Genomic DNA, 17,907 nt, shown 5'->3' with positions numbered 1-17,907 from the left:
TGCGTAATGCACGTTCACACCGGATCGAGGGCGCGGGCATCCTCGGGATGCCAGCCGATCCGTATCGTCTGGCCGGGCGACAGCTTCACCTGCCCCAGCGTGTTGCGGTATTTCATCACGAAATCGTCCTGCCCGGCGACATGCAGCCGCGCCCGCAGGATGTCGCCCATGTAGATCACGTCGCGCACCTGCGCCTCGATGGTATGGGCACCGGCCGGCATCAGCTCGGGCTTGAACTCGACCCGCTCGGGCCGGATCGAGACCGTCGTGACCTGGCCGCTTTCGCGGATGTTGACGGCGGTGGCGTCGATCAGCTCGCCATTGTCCAGCCGCACCAGCGCCTTGTCGCCCTGCAGCTGCTCGATGGTGCCGCGCAGGGCGTTGTTCTCGCCGATGAAGCCGGCGACGAAGCTGTTCTCGGGCTGCTCGTAAAGCACCGGGGGCGGCGCGAGCTGCTGGATGCGGCCGTCATTGAACACGGCGATGCGGTCCGACATGGTCAGCGCCTCGCCCTGGTCGTGGGTCACATAGACCACGGTGATGCCCAGCCGGTCGTGCAATGCCTTGATCTCGAACTGCATATGCTCGCGCAGCTGCTTGTCGAGCGCGCCCAGCGGCTCGTCCATCAGCACCAGCTTGGGATCGAACACCAAGGCGCGGGCCAGCGCGATGCGCTGCTGCTGGCCGCCGGAAAGCTGCGCCGGGCGGCGGTTCTTGAACTGGCCCATCTGCACCATGTCGAGGGCGCGGGTGATGCGGCTTTCGCGCTCGTCCTTGCCCATGCCGCGCACTTCCAGCGGAAAGGACAGGTTCTCGCCCACGCTCATATGCGGGAAAAGCGCGTAGTTCTGGAACACCATGCCGATGCCGCGCCGATGGGGCGGCACGTCGTTGATGTTGCGGCCGTCCAGCCGGATCTCGCCATGGGTCGCCGTCTCGAATCCGGCCAGCATCATCAGGCAGGTGGTCTTGCCCGAGCCGGAGGGGCCGAGCATGGTCAGGAACTCGCCCTTGCCGATGGCCAGGTTCAGATCTTTGACGACAAGCGATTGCCCGTCATAGCTTTTCTGGACGTGATCGAAGACAACGAAAGCGTCGTTGCCGGGGTCTGCTGTCACGATGCGGGCTCCCTGTTTCTATTGGTTCTTCGTTCCGCCAGCCAACAGTAATCGGCGCTTGTCGGGGAATGCAACTCACTTGTGCAGCCGGCCGGAAGGACGCAGGCGACGAAGTCGGTGTCACATTGCGTCATTGCCCTTTCGCCGGGCAGATTCGGGTTGACAGCGACATGGCCGGGCTCAGCGAAAGCGATAGAGATCGGCGTCGGGATCGGCGCGGCCGTCGATCCGGCGCGCGGTCAGTTCGGCGGCGATGACGGAATAGGTGATGCCGTTGCCGCCAAAGCCCATCACCGCATGGCAACGCCGGCAGCCCGGCACCGCATCGACGATCGGCAGCCCGTCGTCGCTGTCGCCGAAGGCCGCGGCCCAGCGATAGGCCGGGCGGCCGATGCGGATGCCGCAGGTCTCGCGCAGCTTGCGGGCGATCTCGGCGGCGTTGCGGCGCAGCTTGCCGGCATCCTCGTAGGCATCGGGGCTTGCCTCGTCCTCGCCGCCGGCGATGATCCGGCCGCTGGGCGTGGTGCGGAAATACAGGTAGGGATCGGCCGCCTCCCAGACCAGATAGTCGTCGAGCCAGGCCGGATGGCGCACCCCCTCGGCCGAGGCGACGGCCCAGGTCGAGATGATGCGGTGATGCGCCGAGGCAAGCTGCGGCAGGAATTCGTAGCCGGTGCAGAACACCGCATGGCCCGCCACCACCACCCGCCCGGCCGAGGATGCCAGCGCCACCCCGTCCGCCAGTTCCGCGAAATCCACGACCTCGAAGGGCGAGACGATCTCGGCCCCGCGTTCCTGCGCCAGCCGCAGCAGCCCGGCCGTCAGCTGCGCCGGATTGGCCGAGGCCGAGGCGGTGGAGCGGATGGCCCCCGTGCGGTCGATGCCGTATGCCTCGAGCAGGCGCCGGCGCGAAAGGAACTCGGCCGCGATGCCGGTTTCGCGGCGCAGCGCCGCCTCGGCCTCCAGCGCGCGAAAGCCCATCTCGTCGCCGGCCAGGTAAAGCGCCCGCTTGCGCTGCATCTGGCAGTCGAGCCGCAGCCGGCGCGACAGCCGCAGCAGTTCCTCGACCGCCTTGACCGAGCGCAGCCAGGCCCGCGCCGCCTTGTCGGGGCCGATCTGGCGCGCCAGCCGGCTCAGCGGCACGTCGATCTCGTGCTGGATCATCGCCGTCGAAGCAAGCGACGAGCCCCGCACCGGCTGGCGCCGGTCCACCAGCAGCACCCGCCGCTTGCGCCGCGTCAGCCGCTCGGCCAGCAGGGCCGCGGAAATGCCGGTGCCGACGATCACCACGTCCCAGCGCGGCTGCGAGGGCTCTGCCCGATGCGCGACCGAGATATGCGGCGTCTCGGCCCAGAAGGGATGCGCCGTGCGCAGCCGCCGCTGGATGGTGCGCCGGGGCCCGGTCATTCCTTGCCCGCCCAGGCCATTTCCCGCTGCGGGATCGCGGGCGGCTGGTAAAGCCCCGCCGTGCCGTCCCGGTCCCGCCTGAGCACCGAAAGCGCGCCGTCGGCCTCGAGAATGGCGAACTTGACGTCGGCCAGGTCGGCCACGCCCTTTTCGCGCAGCTTGGCGTGCAACTCGCCGATGCCGATGCCCTGCCGGCGCAGGCGGTCTTGGTGGACGCGGCCCTCGGTGACGACGATGCGCGGCCTGCCCTCGAAGATCCGCGACAGCAGGTCCGAGGACAGGATCGCCTCGTCCACCAGCTTGTTGAAGGCGGCGACCAGGAAGATTGCGAACATCGCCGGCAGCATCGGCACGTCGGGATAGAACAGCGAATCGCCCACCGCCGAGCCGATGGCGATGACCAGCAGGAACTCGACGATGGAAAGCTGCGCCACCGTGCGTCCGCCCAGCCAGCGCATCAACGCCAGCGTGTAGAAATAGATGATGACGGTGCGAAGAAAGACTTCCCAGGCGAAGGACAGATCCTGATCGCCCAGGAAGATGCGGTGAAGTTCGTCAAGCATGGCCGCCGTCCCCTGCCCGCGCCGGTTTGCGCCAAGGGACAAGCCGCGATCCGGGGCGCCGGTTCCACGCCCCGCGCACCGGCGCCGGAAAACCTAGACGGCCAGGAAGCCGCCATCCACCGGCAACACCGCGCCCGAGACCATGCGGCTGTCGTCCGAAAGCAGCAGCGCAATGCTTTGCGCGACCTCCTCGGCCTCGGCAAAGCGGTTCAGCGGGTGGCGCACCATCATCGGCTGGCTTTTCGCCGGGTCCGACCAGGCCTCGGCCGCCAGTTCGGTCAGGGTGATGGTGGGCGCGACCGCGTTCACGCGGATGCCGTGCGGGCCCAGTTCCTTGGCCAGCACGCGGGTCGCGCCCTCGAGCCCGGCCTTCGAGGCGGCATAGCACAGGTGGTCCTGGAAGCCGCGATGACCGGCGATCGAGGTGATGTTGACGATGGCGCCGCCGCCGCCCGCCGCCACGCGGGCGCGGGCGAATTCCTGGCAGCAGATCAGCGCCGCGCGCAGGTTGATGCCCAGGACCGCCTCATAGCCGGCCTCGGTCATGTCGAGCACGCTTTCCAGCACGTTGATGCCGGCGCTGTTGATCAGGTAGTCGGCGGTCCCCGCCTGCACCATGGCGGCGCGGGTGGCGGCCGGGTCGGCCAGGTCGACGCGGATGCCGCGCGCGCCGATCTCGGCCGCGAGGCTGTCGAGGTCGGATTGGGTGCGGCTCAGCGCCACGACCTTCGCGCCGCGTTCGGCCATGAGACGCGCGCAGGCGCGGCCGATGCCTTTGCCCGCGCCGGTGATGATGACGGTCTTGCCCGAGAATTGCATGGTTCCTCGCATGTCCGGTTCGGCGGCAGGGCCGCCCGTGTTCAGTTTTGCGGCAAGGCCGCCATGGCGGCGCGGATCTGCCGCGCCGTGGATTGCAGCGCCAGGAAGGCGGCATGGCGCGCGTCCTGCCGCGCGCGGCTGGCGGGATCGGGGGCGCAGCGCGTGGCGATGCGCGACATGGCGGGCATGGCGGTGTGCAGGTCGGGGAACACCCCCGCCGCCACCGCGCCCAGCATGGCCGAGCCCAGCAGCACCGGCTCGGGGCATTCCGTCACCTCGACCGGCAGCCCGGTCGCATCCGCCAGCAGCTGCCGGGTCAGCGGATGCGCGCCGGCGCCGCCGCTGACGCTGATCGTCTGAACCGGGGCGCCATGCTGGCCTTGGGTCTCGATGATCTGGCGCAGGCCATAGCCCAGGCCACAGATCCCGGCGACATAAAGCGCGACCAGCGAATCCGGCCCCGTCTCCATCCCCTGCCCCATGATGACGGCGCGGGCATGGGGATCGGCAAAGGGCGCGCGGTTGCCCAGGAACTCGGGCACCACATGCAGCTCGTCGGCCAGCCGCAGGGCGGCGCTGGCATCGCCCGCCAGCTCCAGCGCCCGGTCGGCCAGCCATTGCGGCAGCGACTTGCCCGCCGCCTCGGCCAGCGCCGTCGCCTCGGCCGTGGCGGGGTGCAGCTGCACCAGCTGGTCGATGGCGGCGCCGGCGGCGGACTGGCCGCCCTCGTTCAGCCACATGCCGGGCACCATGGCCGAGTAATAGGGGCCCCAGACGCCCGGCACGAAGGCCGGCTCGCGCGTCGTGGTCATGGTGCAGGAGGAGGTGCCGAAGACATAGCCCAGGCAAGCCGTCGCATCGCCCCCCGCCGCCACCGTGCCGACGCCGCCGGCATGGGCGTCGATCAGCCCGGCCGCGACCGCGGTGCCGGGCCGCAGGCCCATGGCCTCGGCCGCGGCCGGGGTCAGTCCCTGCCCCAGCGCCGTGCCGGGATCGACGACGCGGGCGCCGATGCGGGCGAAACCGTCGTCGGCCAGATCGCCCAGGCCGATCTGGCGGAAATAGCCCGCGTCCCAGCGCCCCTCATGCGCCAGATAGGTCCATTTGCAGGTCACGGTGCAGGCGGAGCGCTCCAGCGCGCCGGTCGCCTTCCAGGTCAGGAAGTCGGTCAGGTCGAAGAAATGCGCCGCCGCCGCATAGACCTCGGGCCGGTTCTCGCGCAGCCACAGAAGCTTCGGCGTCTCCATCTCGGGCGAGATGCGGGTGCCGACATAGGCCAGCACGTCGTGGCCCAGCGCATTGATGCGCTCGGCCTGCTCGACGGCGCGGTGGTCCATCCAGACGATGATGTCGCGCTCGGGGTGGGCGGGGTCGCCCACCGGCAGCGTCGCATCCCCCGCCCCGCGGACGACAAGGGAGCAGGTGGCATCGAAGCCGATGCCCGTGACCCGCGCCGGGTCGATCCCGGCGCGGGTCACGCATTCCCGGACGGAGTCGCAGACCGCGCGCCAGACCTGCTCGCTGGACTGCTCGGCGATCACGCCGCGCTCGCGGTGCATCGCGATGGGGCGCTTGGCCGTGGCAAGCAGGCGGCCTGCGCGGTCGAAGACCCCGGCCCGCGCCGAGCCGGTGCCCACGTCGATGCCGATCAGATACTGGTCCATGGCGCTACTCCGTTCCGGGTGCCGGGCGTCAGACGCGGTCGAAATTGGTCGGCAGCACCAGCATGTCGCGGATGGTGACGGTGCGCTTGCGGGTCAGCATGTATTCGACCGCATCCGCGACCTCTTCCGCGTCGATCAGGCTGCCGCTTTCCTTGGCCTTGCGCAGGTTCTCCTCGGGCCAGTCGGCCAGCAACGCCGAGACGACCGGGCCGGGCGAGACCTGCATGACCCGCACGCCATGCGGGATCATCTGCCGGCGCATGCCCTGGACGAAGCTGGTGATCGCCCATTTCGAGCCGGAATAGACCGGCTCCCAATAGGTCGGGAAATGGCCGGCGATCGAACAGGTGACGACGATGTCGCCGGTCTTGCGCTCGCTCATGTGCGGCACCACGGCACGGACGTTCTTCATCACCGCGTTGACGTTGAGGTTCAGCATCCGGTCGATGGCCTCGGGCGTCGTCTCGGTCAGGTCGCCGCCGATATAGGTGCCGGCGTTGCAATAGAGGATGTCGATATGGCCGGTCTTGGCCAGGATCTCGGGGATCATGGCGTTGCAGCTGTCCGCGTCGAGCAGGTTCGTCACCTGCGGGATCGCCTTGTCGCCCAGCTTGGCGGCCAGTTCGGCCAGCGCCGCCTGGTTCCAGTCCACCATGACCACGGTGGCGCCGCGGGCAAGCAGCCGCTCGGTGGTGGCGAGCCCGATCCCCGAGGCCGCGCCGGTGATGACGGCGATCTTGCCGTCCAGCGATTCAGACATTCCGTTCTCCTGTCTTCAGAATGATGCGGGCGGGGCTCAGCGCCATTCGCGCCCGATATAGATGGCCAGCAGGATGATCGCGCCCTTGATGACGTCCTGCAGGTAGGGGTTGATGCCCATCAGGTTCAGGCCGTTGTTCAGGATGCCCAGCAGCACCGCGCCGATCAGCGTGCCGAGGATCAGGCCCCGCCCGCCCGAGATCGCGGTGCCGCCCAGCACCACGGCGGCGATGGCGTCCAGCTCGAAGCCCTGGCCGGCATTGGGCTGGCCGCTCATCAGCCGCCCGGTCAGGATCACCGCGGCCAAGGCCGAGGTCAGGCCCGAGATGCCGTAGACCGCCAGCTTCACCCGCTGGGTCTTGACACCCGAAAGCCGCGCGGCGGTCTCGTTGCCGCCCAGCGCATAGACATGGCGGCCGAAGGCGGTGCGCTGCAAGAGCACCCAGGCCACGGCATAGATCAGGACCATGACGATGACCGGCACCGGCACGACGCCGATGCGCCCCACCCCGAACCAGGAAATCCAGCTGGGGATGCCGCTGATCGGATAGCCGCCGGAATAGATCAGACCCAGGCCGCGCGCCATGCCCATGGTGGCCAGCGTCACGATGATCGCCGGCATCCGGCCCCAGGCGACCAGCACGCCGTTGGCCAGCCCGATGCCCAGGCCGATCAGCAGCCCGACCAGCAGCGCCACCGGCGCGGGCAGGCCCATGTTGACCATCATCCCCGCGCTCAGCGTGCCGACCAGCGCCATGACCGCGCCGACCGACAAATCGATCCCGCCGGTCAGGATGACGAAGCTCATGCCGACGGCGAGGATGCCGACGACCGACACCTGGCGCAGCACGTTCATGATGTTGTTCAGGCTGAAGAAATTGTCGCTCGCCAGCCCCATCAGCACCGAGACGGTGATCAGCCCGATCAGCGGCAGCGCCAGCGGCGAATGCAGCAGGCGGCCAAGCGAGAAGCCTCCGGTTTTCCCGGCCGAGCCGGTGTTTGCGTCATGCGACATGTTCAACTCTCCCGGTCGTGGCATGGGTCATGATGGTTTCGGAATCGATCTGGTCGCCCTCGACCGTGGCCACGATCCCGCCCGAACGGAACACGCAGACCCGGTCGGACATGCCGATCACCTCGGGCAGTTCGGACGAGATCATGATGATGGCGCCGCCCTTGGCGGTGAATTCACGCATCAGCGCATAGATTTCCGCCTTGGCGCCCACGTCAATGCCGCGCGTCGGCTCGTCGAAGATCAGCACCTGCATGTCGTGGTTCAGCCAGCGGGCGATCACGACCTTCTGCTGGTTGCCGCCCGACAGCGTATCGACGCGGGCATGCGGCCCCTGCGCCTTGACGCGGACCTGCGCCATGGCGGTCTCGGTCGCGGCCAGTTCCTTTTTCAGGTCGATGAACCAATGGTTCTTGCGATACTTGCCGTAATTGTTCAGCGAGACGTTCTGCAGGATCGAGAAGCTGGTGATCAGCCCCTGTTCCTTGCGGCTTTCGGGCAGCAGGCCGATGCCATGCGCCAGCCCCTCGTCGGGGCCGCGAAAGCGTTTCTCGACCCCGTCCACCTTCACCTTGCAGCGCGCCGCCGGGTATGCGCCCAGCATGGCCAGCACGGTTTCCGTGCGGCCCGAGCCAACCAGCCCGGCAAAGCCCAGGATCTCGCCCTTGCGCAGGGCAAAGCGCGAGACGGGGCCGCCCTTCTTCAGCTGCACCTCCTCGACCTCGACGACAACGGAGGCGGTCGAGGGGGCCGGCTTGGGCGGGAAGTTGTTCTCGATCCGGCGGCCGACCATCATCTCGACCAGCCGGTCGTTGTCCACGTCCGGGACCGCGCAGGAGGCGATGAACTCGCCGTCGCGCAGCACGGTGATGCGGTCGCAGATCTCGAAGATCTCTTCCAGGTGATGCGAGATGAAGATGATCGCCACGCCCTGCCGGCGCAGCTCGCGCATGACCTTGAACAGGTGCTCGACCTCGGAGGGGGTCAGGGTCGCGGTCGGCTCGTCCAGCACCAGGATGCGGGCGTTCAGGGACAGCGCCTTGGCGATCTCGACGAATTGCTGCTCGGCGACGGACAGGCGATGCACCGGCACGTCCAGGGCCACGTCGACGGCCAGCTGGCGCATGATCTCGGCGGCGCGGGCGCGCATCGCCTTGCGGTCCAGCGTGCCGAAGCGTCCGCGGATCTCGCGCGCCAGGAACATGTTCTCGACCGCGTCGAGATAGGGGATCAGGCTGAACTCCTGGAACACGATGCCCACGCCGGCGGCGATGGCCTGGTCGTAATCGGCAAAGTGGCGCTCGGTCCCCTCGATGCGGATCGTGCCCTCGCTGGGCTGGATGATGCCGCACAGGATCTTCATCAGCGTGGACTTGCCGGCGCCGTTCTCGCCCAGAAGCGCATGCACCTCGCCGGCGCGGACCTCCATGTCGACGCCGTGCAGGACTTCGATCTTGCCGAAGCTTTTTCGGATTCCCTTCAGTTCCAGCATGATGCCCTCCTGAATGGCTGGGAAATGTCCCGCCCCCGCGGCATGCGGGGACGGGAGCGGGGAGGAACCCTTACCAGCTGAACTCGGCAGCGTTCTCGGCGTCAACGACCATGACGTCGATCGGCACTTCCTTCGGCACCACGCGGGCGCCCCATTTCTGCGCCAGCGCCATGGCCAGGCCCACCCGGACCTGGTCGCGCGGGAATTGCGCGGTGGTCTCGATGAAGGGGCCGCCCGCGGCGATGGCCTGGACCGCCTCGGGTGCGCCGTCGACCGAGGTCAGCTTGATGTCCTTGCCCGAGCCCTGGATCGCCGCCAGCGCGCCCATGGCGCCGCCGTCGTTGACCGAGAAGATGCCGGCCAGGTTCGGCTTGGACTGGATCATGTTCTCGACCACGCCCAGGGCGACCGAGCGGTCCTGCCGGCCGTTCTGGGTATCGACCAGGGTGATTTCCGGGAACTCCTCCAGCGCGGCCTTGCAGCCCTCGACGCGCTGCAGGATCGGCACCACCGGGATGCCGTCCAGGATCGCGACCTCGCCCTTGCCCTCCAGCGCCTCGCCCAGATACTTGCAGGACATGTAGCCCGCGTCCCGGTTCTTGGAGCCGACGAAGGTATCGACCGGGCCGTTCGCGTTCGCATCGACCGCGACCACGGTCACGCCCGCGGCCTTGGCGGCGTGGACCGCGGCCTCGATCCCGGCGCTGTCGGTCGGATTCAGCAGCAGGATGTCGATATTCTGCTGCAGCATGTCCTCGACGTCCGAGATCTGCTTGGCCACGTCATGGCCGGCGTCGGTGACGACGACATCGGCGCCCAGGCTGGCGGCGGCTTCGTTCAGCGCCTCCTGCATGGACACGAAATAGGGGTTGTTCAGCTCCTGGAAGGTCATGCCGATCTTCAGCTTGTCCTGGGCCAGCGCCGGGGCCGCCATGAGCGCAAGCGCGGCCGAGGCGGTGAGCAGTTTCGTTTTCATCTGGGTTCCCTCCCATCTGGATGAAAGCAGGCATGGCCTGCGCGTCTCCGGGCGGCGCCGCGCCGCCCGAATTGGTGAAATTGGCGATTTCGGTCCTTGTCAGTCCGCCATGACCAGCGCCTTCTGGGCCGCGAAAGTCGCGCGGAACTGCGAGGGCGACATTCCCTTGAGCTTCAGGAAATGCCGGTTGAAGTTCGACAGGTTCGAAAACCCGACCTCGTAGCAGATCTCGGCCACCTTGACGTCGGGATCGGTCAGCAGCATCTGGCAGGCCAGGTCGATGCGCAGCTGGTTGCGATAGCGCACCAGCGTGGTGCCGGTATGGCGCTTGAAAGCGCGGGAAAAGGCGCTTTGGCTTTGCCCGACCATCTCGGCCAGCTCGCCCTCCTCGATCTGCTCGGTCAGGTGTTCGCGCAGATGCGACAGCGCGCGGTTGATGCCGCCGTCATGGGTGCGCGTCAGGTCCAGCTCGAAGCTGAGGCTGGCCAGCACCTCGTATTCCGGCGCATGGGCCAGCAGGTCCAGGATGTCCCAGAACAGCGCCAGGCGACGCAGGCCCTGCGCCTCGACCAGCCGCTCCATCAGCGGGCGGACGCGGGCGCTGGTCTCGTCGTCGAAGAGCAAGCCGCGGCGCGAGCGTTCCAGGAGCGGGCGCAGCGCCTCCATCTCGGGCATGGCGGCGCTGGCCTCTTCGATGAAGGCTTCGGGGAACTGGATCACCAGCGAGCGCAGCGGCACCGCCTCGCCGGGCGGGATGTCGCTGATCCAGTTCTGCGGCAGGTTCGGCCCGGTCATGATCAGCTGGCCGGGCTGGAAGCTGCCGACATGGTCGCCGATGTAGAATGTGCCCGAGGTGGCGACGACCAGGTGGATTTCGTATTCGGGATGGTAATGCCAGCGCACCGTGCGGAACGGATAGCCATGCATCCACGCGGCGAAGGATTCGCCCTTGCGGATGTGGACCAGCTCCAGATCGGGTTGCATTCGCCTTCCTCCCTGCACGCCGCGGACCCTGCCGGGCCTGCCGCGGACGTTCAGGAACCATAGGCTTCATGCCCGCCGGCGATCCACATCAGGGCGAAAAAAATACCGATACTTTTTTGCACCGATCGGTGCAGGAATTGAAGAGGCAGGCGCAAGGCACCGCGACGGGCATATGCTGCATAGCAGAAAGCCCATGCCGCAGCGCAGCGGCATGGGCCTGCTTTTTCGGAAAAACCCTCTGTTAACGCTATCAAGCGCCCAGAGCGGTCAGATCCCGCAGCCGCGGATAAGCCGCATGATGGGCCTCATACTTTTTCGCATAGGCTGCGGCCAGTTCAGGATCGGGCACAACCTCGGCGCGAATGGCGGGCCTGGCAAAGATGCGGTCCGAGGTATCGCCCGTCGCGCAGGCCGCCGCCAGCTTGGCCGCCCCGAAGGCTGCGCCGAAATCGCCGTCCTCGGGCTCCAGCAGCGTGAGCCCGGTGGCCGAGGCCATGATTCGCAGCCAGGCGCGCGAGCGCGCGCCGCCGCCCACCGCATAGGCGGCCTCGATGGGGGTGCCGGCCTTGCGCAGCGCATGGACGCAATCGGCGAATGCCATTGCCACGCCCTCCATCGCCGCCTGCGCCAGATCGGCCAGCCCGGTGGCGCGGCGCAGCCCCAGGAAGGCGCCGGTCGCATCGGGATCGTTCAGCGGCGTGCGCTCGCCCGACAGGTAAGGCAGGAACAGCACCGGCGAGGGCGCCGTCACCGCGCCCACCAGCCCGGCAAGCTCGGGCACGGGTTTGCCGGTGATCTCGGACAGCCAGGTCATGCTGTCGGTCGCAGACAGGATCACCCCCATCTGGTGCCAGGTGTCCGGCACGGCATGGCAGAAGGTATGCACCGCATCGCCGGTGTTCGGCGCGTAAGCCTCGGTCGCGGCGAACAGCACGCCCGAGGTGCCCAGCGACAGAAAGCCCGTGCCGGGCGTCATCACCCCCATGCCGCAGGCCGTGGCGGCATTGTCGCCGCCGCCGCCCGCCACCGGCACGCGCGGGATGCCCCAGCGCTCGGCCAGTTCGGCGCGCAGATGGCCGGACACCTCGCTGCCCTCGACCAGCCGCGGCATCTGGGCGCGCGTCAGCCCGGTCGCGGCCAGCAGCGCATCCGACCAGTCGCGCTTGCCCACGTCCAGCCACAGCGTCCCCGCCGCGTCCGACATCTCGGCGACATGCTCGCCGGTCAGCCACAGCCGCAGGTAGTCCTTGGGCAGCAGCACCTTGGCGGTCCGGGCAAAGATCTCGGGCTCGTTCTGCGCCACCCAGAGCAGCTTCGGCGCGGTAAAGCCCGCCATGACCAGGTTGCCGGCGATGCCGTGGAAATCCGCGCGCGCCGTCAGCTCGGCGCATTGCGGACCCGAGCGGCCGTCGTTCCACAGGATGCAGGGCCGCAGCACATGGTCCGCGCCGTCCAGCAGCGTGGCGCCATGCATGTGCCCCGACAGGCCGATGGCCTGCAGCCGCGCCATCGCGGCCGGATGCTCGCGCAGCAGCGCCGCGATGGCCGCCTCGGCGCCGGCGATCCAGTCGGCCGGCGCCTGCTCGGACCAGCCGGGATGCGGGCGGCTGACGGTCAGGGCCGCATGGGCGACGCCGACGGTCGCGAAGCTTTCGTCCACCAGCATCGCCTTGATGCCCGATGTGCCCAGGTCCAGTCCCAGATACATGGCGCTTACTCCGGCATGACGATCTGCAGCTTCACGTCGGTCTCGCGCGCCTCGACGGCGCGGTCGAAGCCGGCGATGCTGTCCGCGAAGGGGATCGAGGCCGAGATCAGCGGCTTGAGATCCACCTTGCCCGAGGCGATCAGCGCGATGGCGCGGTCATAGACATTGGCATAGCGGAACACGGTCTCGACCCGCAGCTCCTTGGCCTGCAGCCCGACGATGTCCACCGGCACCGGATCGACCGGCATGCCGACCAGCACGATGGCGCCGCCGGGACGCGCAAGCTGGTGCATGCCCAGGATCGCCGGCGCCGCGCCCGAGCATTCGAAGACGATGTCGGCGCCCCAGTTGTCGGTCGCCTCGGCCACCGCCTCGGCCAGCGGGTGGTTGCGGATGTTCACGGTCTCGATGCCGTCATAGGCGCCGATGATGTCCAGCTTGGGCTGGGCGAGGTCGGCCACGATCACCCGCGCACAACCGCCGGCCAGCGCCGCCAGCGCCACCATCATGCCGATGGGGCCGGCGCCCGTGACCACCGCCACGTCGCCCGGCTGGATGCGGGCGCGCAGCGCGGCCTGCATGCCGATGGCAAAGGGCTCGACCATCGCGCCTTCCGCGAAGCTGACATTGCCGGGCAGCTTGTAGGTGAAGGCCGCGGGGTGGACGACCTCGGGCGTCAGGCAGCCATGCACCGGCGGCGTCGCCCAGAAGGTCACGGCAGGATCGACGTTGTAGATCCCCAGCTTGGCCGCGCGCGAGGTCGGGTCGGGAATCCCCGGCTCCATGCAGACCCGGTCGCCGGGCTTCAGATGCGTGACCTCGGTCCCCGCCTCGATCACCGTGCCGGATGCCTCGTGCCCCAGCACCATCGGCTCGCGCACGACAAAATGCCCGATCTTGCCATGGGTATAATAATGCACGTCCGAGCCGCAGATCCCGACCGTATGCGTCCTGATCCGCACGTCCCTGGGCCCCAGCGTGGCGGGGATGTCGAAATCCCGCAGCGACAGCTTGCCCTTTTCTTCCAGCACCAATGCCTTCATCGCCCGTCCTCCTGATGGCCGCGCCGCCCTTCGGGCGCCCTCGACTCGCGTCTTTGGCGGCGAGTCGGGGCGCATGTAAACAAAAACCCGCGCAGGGCGCGAGCTTTTGCTCATCAGAAGAATAATTGTATCAGCGATGCGCCGGAAAAGCTATGCGCCGGCTGCGGCAGCGCAGGCGATCCGGCCCTGGTCGCAAAGAATCAGGGCGGTCATTTCATCAGCCGGTCCTTGACCATGGGGCCGACGGCGCCGAAATCCATCTGCCCGGCATGGCGGGCGCGCAGCTCGGCCATGACCCGGCCCATGTCGCGGATCGACTCGGCACCCAGTTCGGCGATGGCCTTGTCGATGGCGGCGTGGGTTTCCTCGGCGTCCAGCTGGCGCGGCAGGTAGGACTGGATCACCTTGATCTCGTCCAGTTCGCGCTCGGCCAGTTCCAGCCGGCCGCCCTCTTCATAGGCCTTGGCCGATTCCTGGCGCTGCTTGACCATCTTGGACAGGATCGCGGTCAGCTCGGCCTCGGCCAGCCCGGCCTCGTCGCCGCCTTCGCCGCGGGCGGCGATCTCGCGGTCCTTGATCGCGGCCGAGATCAGGCGCAGCGTGGACAGCCGCGCCGAGTCCTTGGCTTTCATCGCCTCTTTCGTATCGGCCAGAATGCGTTCGCGCAGTCCCATGTGATCCTCGCTGAATGTATTCCGCCGGGTGGTGCCCGGCTTCGCCCCCGCAGTCAAGCCGTGCCCTCAACCCCGCCCCGGCCGCAAAGTTCCGCGCGCCGCCCGTTCCCGCCTTGACGCGCCTGCGCCCTTTACCTAGGTTCCCGCCGATTTACCCGGAGAGTGACGATGCCCCAGAAACCGACCGCATGTCTTGCGCTTGCCGACGGCACCGTGTTCCACGGCCAGGGCTTCGGCGCGGTCGGGGAAGTGGTGGCCGAGCTGGTCTTCAACACCGCGATGACCGGCTATCAGGAGATCATGACCGATCCCTCCTATGCCAGCCAGGTCGTGACCTTCACCTTCCCCCATATCGGCAATACCGGCGTGACCGAACAGGACGACGAGGCGCCCGAGCCCGTCGCCTCGGGCATCGTGGTGAAATGGGATCCGACCGAGCCCTCGAACTGGCGCGCTAGCGCCGACCTGGTCGAATGGATGGCGCGCCGCGGCCGCATCGGCATCGGCGGCGTCGATACCCGCCGCCTGACCCGCGCGATCCGCCAGCAGGGCTCGCCCCATGTCGTCCTGGCCCATGACCCCGAGGGGAATTTCGACATCGCCGCCATGGTCGCCAAGGCGCGCGGCTGGAAGGGCATCGTCGGCCTGGACCTCGCCAAGGAGGTCAGCTGCCGGCAAAGCTATCGCTGGACCGAGGGGCTGTGGTCCTGGCCCGGCACCTTCGGCCAGTCCGAGGAAAAGAAACCCTTCCGCGTCGTCGCCGTCGATTACGGCGCGAAACGCAACATCCTGCGCTCGCTGGCGCAAAGCGGCGCCGAGGTGACGGTGCTGCCCGCCACCGCCACCGCCGAGGAAGTGCTGGCCCACGAGCCCGAGGGCGTGTTCCTATCGAACGGACCGGGCGACCCGGCCGCGACCGGCGAATACGCCGTGCCGATGATCCGCGAGCTGCTGGACCGCGACCTGCCGATCTTTGGCATCTGCCTGGGCCACCAGATGCTGGCGCTGGCGCTTGGCGCCCATACCGTGAAGATGAACCACGGCCATCACGGCGCGAACCACCCGGTCAAGGACGTCGAAACCGGCAAGGTCGAGATCACCTCGATGAACCACGGCTTCGCCGTCGATGCCCAGACCCTGCCCCAAGGCGTGATCGAGACCCATGTCAGCCTGTTCGACGGCTCGAACTGCGGGCTGCGCGTGGCCGACAAGCCGGTCTTCTCGGTGCAATACCACCCCGAGGCCAGCCCCGGCCCGCAGGACAGCGCCTATCTGTTCGAGCGCTTTACCGAGGCGATGCGCAGCCGGCGCGGCTGATCCGGGCGCGGGCCTGGCGGCGGTTAACCGGTTCTTAACCCTCTGCATGGCAGAGAGGGGACCGGAACGACCCAGACCGGGAATCGCCTATGGCCCGCCCCGCCCTCATCTGGCCCCTTGCTGGTGCCCCGGCCGAGGCCGCCGTGCCCGCCTTGACGGGCACGGTGATCGCGACCCGCGACCTGCGCCCGCTGGGCCAGATCCTGATCGAGGATGGCGCGGTCGATCCGCGCGACCTGCTCAAGGCGCTGGTCATGCGCGAGCGCCAATCGGCGCGGCTGGGCGAGATCCTGCTGGCGCACGGCTGGGTGCGGGAAGAGGCGCTGCTGCGCGCACTGTCCCGGCAATGGCGCGCCAGCGTGCTGGACCTGGCGGCGCTGCCGCCCGATCCACGGCTGGTCGATGCGATGGGCGCGCAGCTTTGCCTGGCCGAGGGCGCGGTGCCCTGGCGCCGGGTCGGCGGCGTCACCTTCATCGCCACCGCGCGCCCCGAGGGATTCGAGGCATTGCAGGACCGCCTGCCCGAGGGGTTCGGCGCGGTGCGCATGCTGCTGTGTTCGGAAAACGCCGCGCGCGAGGCGATCCTGGCCCTGCGCCGCACCGCGCTGATCCGCCAGGCCGAAACCCGCGTGCCCGCCCAGGAAAGCTGCCGCACCCGCAACGAGCGCCGCTTCGGCCGCATTGCCGTGGGGCTGATGGCGGCAGCGGCGCTGGGGCTGATGCTGGCGCCGAACGCGGTGATCGCGCTGCTGACGGCCTGGGCGGTGCTGACGCTGGTCGCCTCGGCCACGCTGAAGCTGTTCTCCTTTGCCGCCGTCCTGCGCCGGCACCGGCAGGACCGCCTGCAAAAGCCGGCCCATGCCGCCCGGCCGCAGCCCGAGATGACGGCGCCGCTGCCGGTAATCTCGGTCATGGTGCCGCTGTTCGCCGAGGCCGACATCGCCGAAAAGCTGATCGGCCGGCTGTCGCGGCTGGACTACCCGCGCGAGCTGATGGACATCCTGATCGTGGTCGAGGAGACCGACCGCGTCACCTGCGAGGCGCTGCAGGGCGTCCGGCTGCCGCGCTGGCTGCGCGTGATCCAGGTGCCCGACGGGCCGGTGCGCACCAAGCCGCGGGCGCTGAACTATGCGCTGAACTTCTGCCGCGGCTCGATCATCGGGGTCTGGGACGCCGAGGACCGCCCCGAGCCGGGCCAGCTGCACAAGGTCGCGCGCGGCTTTCACTTCGCCCCGCCCGAGGTGGCCTGCCTGCAAGGCGTGCTGGACTATTACAACCCCCGCACCAACTGGCTGGCCCGCGCCTTCACCATCGAATATGCCGCCTGGTTCCGCGGCACGCTGGCCGGGGCGGCGGCGCTGGACCTGGTGGTGCCGCTTGGCGGGACGACGCTGTTCTTCCGCCGCGACGCGCTGGAAGAGATCGGCGCCTGGGACGCCTGGAACGTGACCGAGGACGCCGACCTGGGCGTGCGCCTGACCCGGCGCGGCTATCGCACGCGGATGCTGGACACCGTCACCCATGAAGAGGCGAACTGCCGCCTGATCCCCTGGGTCAAGCAGCGCTCGCGCTGGCTCAAGGGCTTCGCGATGACCTGGGGCGTGCATATGCGCGACCCGGTGGCGCTGTGGCGCGACCTGGGGACGCGGCGCTTCCTTGCCTTGCAGGTGCAGCTTTTCGCCTCGGTCTCGCAATACCTGCTGGCGCCGGTGCTGTGGAGCTTCTGGCTGCTCAGCCTGGGCCTGCCGCATCCGATGCGGGACATGCTGTCGGGCCTGCTGGGCGGCCATGCCATCGCCCTGCTGTTCGCGCTGTTCGTGGCCTCGGAATTGCTGAACATCGCCGTCGGCCTCTGGGCGGTGCGCGGGCGGGCGCATCGCCACCTGCTGCCCTGGGTGCCGACGCTGCACCTGTATTTCCCGCTCGGCTGCCTGGCGGCCTGGAAGGCGATCTACGAGGTGGTGGTCAAGCCCTTCTACTGGGACAAGACCCAGCACGGCATCTTCGAGGCCGGCCTGGACGAGCCGCCCGAGCCCGCGCCGCCGCCCGCCGGCCGGCTGATCCCCCTGCGCGAAACCGCCGCCGGAGAGCCCGCAAGCCCCATCGCCGCCGAAACCGACCCGGACCTCGACCCGCTGCTGGTCCCCTTGCTGGGCAAGATCGACTGAACCGATGCAGCCACCTGGCACCCCCGGCAGGAGGAGCCGCGGACCCTGCAGCGAACCTACCTCGGCTTCCTGGTGCGAGGCAGGACTGGCCGAACCGGGCGCCCGGTGCCGGCTGCAGCACAGATAGAGGAGACTGCCGCCGCTTCGGGGCGCTAGGTTCTGTACTCACAGGCGGGCTTCCGTTTGGGAACGGTTCGTGCTTC

15 protein-coding genes are annotated in these 17,907 nt (G+C 68.7%); 2 read left to right on the top strand and 13 right to left on the bottom strand.

Annotation, left to right across the window (positions count from 1 at the left end):
- Positions 1-14: 14 nt before the first annotated feature.
- The 13 genes from E3U25_RS23450 to E3U25_RS23390 all read right to left on the bottom strand — a co-directional run bounded on the left by E3U25_RS23450 (position 15) and on the right by E3U25_RS23390 (position 14,219).
- Positions 15-1,118: an ABC transporter ATP-binding protein gene (locus E3U25_RS23450; protein ID WP_116222913.1), complete on the bottom strand. Its 1,104-nt coding sequence runs from the start codon at positions 1,116-1,118 to the stop codon at positions 15-17.
- A gap of 180 nt (positions 1,119-1,298) precedes the next feature.
- A complete protein-coding gene (locus E3U25_RS23445) occupies positions 1,299-2,525 on the bottom strand; it encodes an NAD(P)/FAD-dependent oxidoreductase (protein ID WP_116222914.1) in 1,227 nt (408 codons plus the stop codon).
- Positions 2,522-3,088, bottom strand: coding sequence for a DUF421 domain-containing protein (locus E3U25_RS23440; protein WP_052095748.1), 567 nt, complete (start codon positions 3,086-3,088; stop codon positions 2,522-2,524). The genes E3U25_RS23445 and E3U25_RS23440 overlap by 4 nt, the downstream gene beginning before the upstream one ends.
- Positions 3,089-3,181: 93 nt before the next feature.
- The gene (locus E3U25_RS23435) at positions 3,182-3,907 is read right to left on the bottom strand and encodes an SDR family oxidoreductase (RefSeq protein WP_116222915.1); all 726 of its coding nucleotides are present in this window, start codon (positions 3,905-3,907) and stop codon (positions 3,182-3,184) included.
- Positions 3,908-3,948: 41 nt separating this feature from the next.
- Positions 3,949-5,571, bottom strand: coding sequence for an FGGY-family carbohydrate kinase (locus tag E3U25_RS23430; protein WP_036751262.1), 1,623 nt, complete (start codon positions 5,569-5,571; stop codon positions 3,949-3,951).
- 28 nt (positions 5,572-5,599) lie between these two features.
- Positions 5,600-6,331 carry an SDR family oxidoreductase gene (locus E3U25_RS23425; RefSeq protein ID WP_116222916.1) on the bottom strand — a complete coding sequence of 244 codons (732 nt, stop codon included), beginning with the start codon at positions 6,329-6,331 and terminating at the stop codon, positions 5,600-5,602.
- A gap of 36 nt (positions 6,332-6,367) precedes the next feature.
- Positions 6,368-7,345, bottom strand: coding sequence for an ABC transporter permease (locus E3U25_RS23420; protein ID WP_114534857.1), 978 nt, complete (start codon positions 7,343-7,345; stop codon positions 6,368-6,370).
- Positions 7,335-8,834 carry a sugar ABC transporter ATP-binding protein gene (locus E3U25_RS23415; RefSeq protein ID WP_116222917.1) on the bottom strand — a complete coding sequence of 500 codons (1,500 nt, stop codon included), beginning with the start codon at positions 8,832-8,834 and terminating at the stop codon, positions 7,335-7,337. Before E3U25_RS23415 ends, E3U25_RS23420 begins: the two co-directional genes overlap by 11 nt.
- Positions 8,835-8,904: 70 nt before the next feature.
- Positions 8,905-9,810: an ABC transporter substrate-binding protein gene (locus E3U25_RS23410; RefSeq protein WP_036751270.1), complete on the bottom strand. Its 906-nt coding sequence runs from the start codon at positions 9,808-9,810 to the stop codon at positions 8,905-8,907.
- Positions 9,811-9,909: 99 nt separating this feature from the next.
- Positions 9,910-10,794 carry an AraC family transcriptional regulator gene (locus E3U25_RS23405; RefSeq protein ID WP_036751272.1) on the bottom strand — a complete coding sequence of 295 codons (885 nt, stop codon included), beginning with the start codon at positions 10,792-10,794 and terminating at the stop codon, positions 9,910-9,912.
- Between the two features lie 250 nt (positions 10,795-11,044).
- Positions 11,045-12,502 carry a xylulokinase gene (gene xylB, locus E3U25_RS23400; RefSeq protein ID WP_116222918.1) on the bottom strand — a complete coding sequence of 486 codons (1,458 nt, stop codon included), beginning with the start codon at positions 12,500-12,502 and terminating at the stop codon, positions 11,045-11,047.
- Positions 12,503-12,507: 5 nt separating this feature from the next.
- On the bottom strand, positions 12,508-13,545 hold the full coding sequence (locus E3U25_RS23395; protein ID WP_116222919.1) for an NAD(P)-dependent alcohol dehydrogenase: 1,038 nt from the start codon (positions 13,543-13,545) through the stop codon (positions 12,508-12,510).
- Positions 13,546-13,754: 209 nt separating this feature from the next.
- Positions 13,755-14,219 (bottom strand): GatB/YqeY domain-containing protein, encoded by a 465-nt coding sequence (locus E3U25_RS23390; RefSeq protein WP_116222920.1) that lies wholly within the window; start codon positions 14,217-14,219, stop codon positions 13,755-13,757.
- Positions 14,220-14,387: 168 nt separating this feature from the next.
- On the opposite strand from E3U25_RS23390, the gene carA reads away from it, so the two are divergent.
- On the top strand, positions 14,388-15,536 hold the full coding sequence (gene carA, locus E3U25_RS23385; protein ID WP_036751278.1) for a glutamine-hydrolyzing carbamoyl-phosphate synthase small subunit: 1,149 nt from the start codon (positions 14,388-14,390) through the stop codon (positions 15,534-15,536).
- Positions 15,537-15,625: 89 nt separating this feature from the next.
- A complete protein-coding gene (locus E3U25_RS23380) occupies positions 15,626-17,704 on the top strand; it encodes a glycosyltransferase (protein ID WP_116222921.1) in 2,079 nt (692 codons plus the stop codon).
- The last annotated feature ends 203 nt before the right edge of the window (positions 17,705-17,907 follow it).

This window comes from Paracoccus versutus, from assembly GCF_029909795.1.
Classification (GTDB): Bacteria; Pseudomonadota; Alphaproteobacteria; order Rhodobacterales; family Rhodobacteraceae; genus Paracoccus; species Paracoccus versutus.
Note: the sequence above shows the minus strand (reverse complement) of the source record. Positions and strands in the feature narration are given on the sequence as shown.

Excerpts from the sequence above, each read along its gene's own strand:
- E3U25_RS23445 (WP_116222914.1), bottom strand. The coding sequence starts at position 2,525 with ATGACCGGGCCCCGGCGCACCATCCAGCGGCGGCTGCGCACGGCGCAT.
- E3U25_RS23440 (WP_052095748.1), bottom strand. The coding sequence starts at position 3,088 with ATGCTTGACGAACTTCACCGCATCTTCCTGGGCGATCAGGATCTGTCC.
- E3U25_RS23435 (WP_116222915.1), bottom strand. The coding sequence starts at position 3,907 with ATGCAATTCTCGGGCAAGACCGTCATCATCACCGGCGCGGGCAAAGGC.
- E3U25_RS23430 (WP_036751262.1), bottom strand. The coding sequence starts at position 5,571 with ATGGACCAGTATCTGATCGGCATCGACGTGGGCACCGGCTCGGCGCGG.
- E3U25_RS23425 (WP_116222916.1), bottom strand. The coding sequence starts at position 6,331 with ATGTCTGAATCGCTGGACGGCAAGATCGCCGTCATCACCGGCGCGGCC.
- E3U25_RS23420 (WP_114534857.1), bottom strand. The coding sequence starts at position 7,345 with ATGTCGCATGACGCAAACACCGGCTCGGCCGGGAAAACCGGAGGCTTC.
- E3U25_RS23415 (WP_116222917.1), bottom strand. The coding sequence starts at position 8,834 with ATGCTGGAACTGAAGGGAATCCGAAAAAGCTTCGGCAAGATCGAAGTC.
- E3U25_RS23410 (WP_036751270.1), bottom strand. The coding sequence starts at position 9,810 with ATGAAAACGAAACTGCTCACCGCCTCGGCCGCGCTTGCGCTCATGGCG.
- E3U25_RS23405 (WP_036751272.1), bottom strand. The coding sequence starts at position 10,794 with ATGCAACCCGATCTGGAGCTGGTCCACATCCGCAAGGGCGAATCCTTC.
- xylB (WP_116222918.1), bottom strand. The coding sequence starts at position 12,502 with ATGTATCTGGGACTGGACCTGGGCACATCGGGCATCAAGGCGATGCTG.
- E3U25_RS23395 (WP_116222919.1), bottom strand. The coding sequence starts at position 13,545 with ATGAAGGCATTGGTGCTGGAAGAAAAGGGCAAGCTGTCGCTGCGGGAT.
- E3U25_RS23390 (WP_116222920.1), bottom strand. The coding sequence starts at position 14,219 with ATGGGACTGCGCGAACGCATTCTGGCCGATACGAAAGAGGCGATGAAA.
- carA (WP_036751278.1), top strand. The coding sequence starts at position 14,388 with ATGCCCCAGAAACCGACCGCATGTCTTGCGCTTGCCGACGGCACCGTG.
- E3U25_RS23380 (WP_116222921.1), top strand. The coding sequence starts at position 15,626 with ATGGCCCGCCCCGCCCTCATCTGGCCCCTTGCTGGTGCCCCGGCCGAG.